1 protein-coding gene is annotated in these 1,580 nt (G+C 60.8%); it reads left to right on the top strand.

Going from position 1 to position 1,580, the window contains the following annotated elements; all coding sequences use genetic code 11:
- Window positions 1–488: 488 nt before the first annotated feature.
- A complete protein-coding gene (locus tag M0D69_RS43565) occupies window positions 489–1,313 on the top strand; it encodes an alpha/beta hydrolase (RefSeq protein ID WP_301787970.1) in 825 nt (274 codons plus the stop codon).
- Window positions 1,314–1,580: the final 267 nt, after the last annotated feature.

Below are 1,580 nucleotides of genomic sequence, written 5' to 3'. Positions count from 1 at the left end.
GAATCAACAATCGATGACATCAGTCGCACACATACCTCGTCAGTCAAGCAGCGACTGCTGTTCATGTTCCCCTTCAACCGATGCTTTTGGCTTCCGGGGTAGGAGCGGGAGGTCTCGACCCTGAATGGCCTGTCGTGGCATTGCGGTTCAAACGTCGCGCTCTTGTCGCGCTCTTGAGTGCATCGGTCACTCGTGGGATTGCCCTTGCGGGCGGTCCGGCCCTCACGCGGGCGCTGACTTCACTGTTCCGAACGATGTCTTCCGCACGGACAGCCATTTTCAGGCGTCCTTTAATCACGAAGACGGAGGCCGACCGCGTCCTGATCGAGTCGGCCGACGGCTTGCTATCACCTGTCGACACAAGTGCCTTGCGTGCCTGACGCGATATCAATGAACGAGGGCGCGTTCGTTTTCGGACTTGCTTCGCTCAAGCGCGCGACAGCCGTCTTTTTCGATAACAATCGCGGGTCGATAGCAACATGAGTGCAATGGCGAGACGAAGGTTCATTTCACTGTCACTGGCCGCATGCGCAGCCGGCATAATCGCGTCTCGGGCGCGCGAGCACGACGAACCGGGCGGCATCGCCTATGGCAAGGCGCCGCGCCAGCGGCTCGACGTATATGCGCCCGAGTCCGTCACCCGCACGAACCACCCCGTCGTCGTGTATTTCTACGGCGGAGCTTGGCAAAGTGGTCATCGCTCGGAGTCGCGCGGAGTCGCGCAAGCGCTCGCCGCGCGAGGCATCGTAACGATCGCGGCGGATTACCGCATCTATCCGGAGACCGTCTTCCCTGGCTTTCTCGACGACCCTGCTGCTGCCGTGCGCTGGACGCGCGATCATGTGCGCGAATTCGGCGGCGACCGCGAACGCATTTTCGTGATGGGACATTCCTCCGGCGCGCATATGGCGGCTATGCTCGCGACCGATCCGCGCTATCTGGCCGTGCAGGGCATGTCTAATACCTCGCTCTCCGGGATGATCGGACTCGCGGGTCCGTACGCCGCAATTCCGACGAGCGACCCTCACATGGACGAGATCTTTCCGGCGGCACTGCGCCAGCAGGCGCTGCCCATCGCATTCGTCACGGGAAACGAGCCACCGATGTTGCTCGCCGCCGGCACGGCGGATACCGATGTCGATCCGCATAACAGTGATCGTTTCGCAGACGCGCTGCGCGCGCATCGCGGCTCCGTCGAACTGAAAAAATATCCGGGTTACGGCCACGATACGATCGTCGAGTCGTTTTCGGCGGTGCCGAATACGGTCTCACCGGTTCTGGCCGACGTCACCGCCTTCATCGACGCGCATTAAAGATGCGATTCGATAATCGGCGCAGAAAGACTGCGCCTTTCGCCCAGCCGAAATGACCGGTGTCGAAAGCGAAGGCGCCATAGGAGTGTCTCGGTAGCCGATCGGACGAATGTCTCTTGATGGCCGACAGTACGCGTTCACAGACCGCCGGAAAGCTGCCCCTGAGAATTCAAACGCCCTCACGGTGGCACGTTCATCGAACTGGTGCTGTCGGCCAATTTGAGACGGTCGATTCGCTCAACTCGGCTGCGCAAAGCAGTCATTCGC

The organism is Caballeronia sp. SEWSISQ10-4 2 (assembly GCF_030464885.1).
GTDB lineage: Bacteria > Pseudomonadota > Gammaproteobacteria > Burkholderiales > Burkholderiaceae > Caballeronia.
Note: the sequence above shows the minus strand (reverse complement) of the source record. Positions and strands in the feature narration are given on the sequence as shown.

Excerpts from the sequence above, each read along its gene's own strand:
- M0D69_RS43565 (WP_301787970.1), top strand. The coding sequence starts at position 489 with ATGGCGAGACGAAGGTTCATTTCACTGTCACTGGCCGCATGCGCAGCC.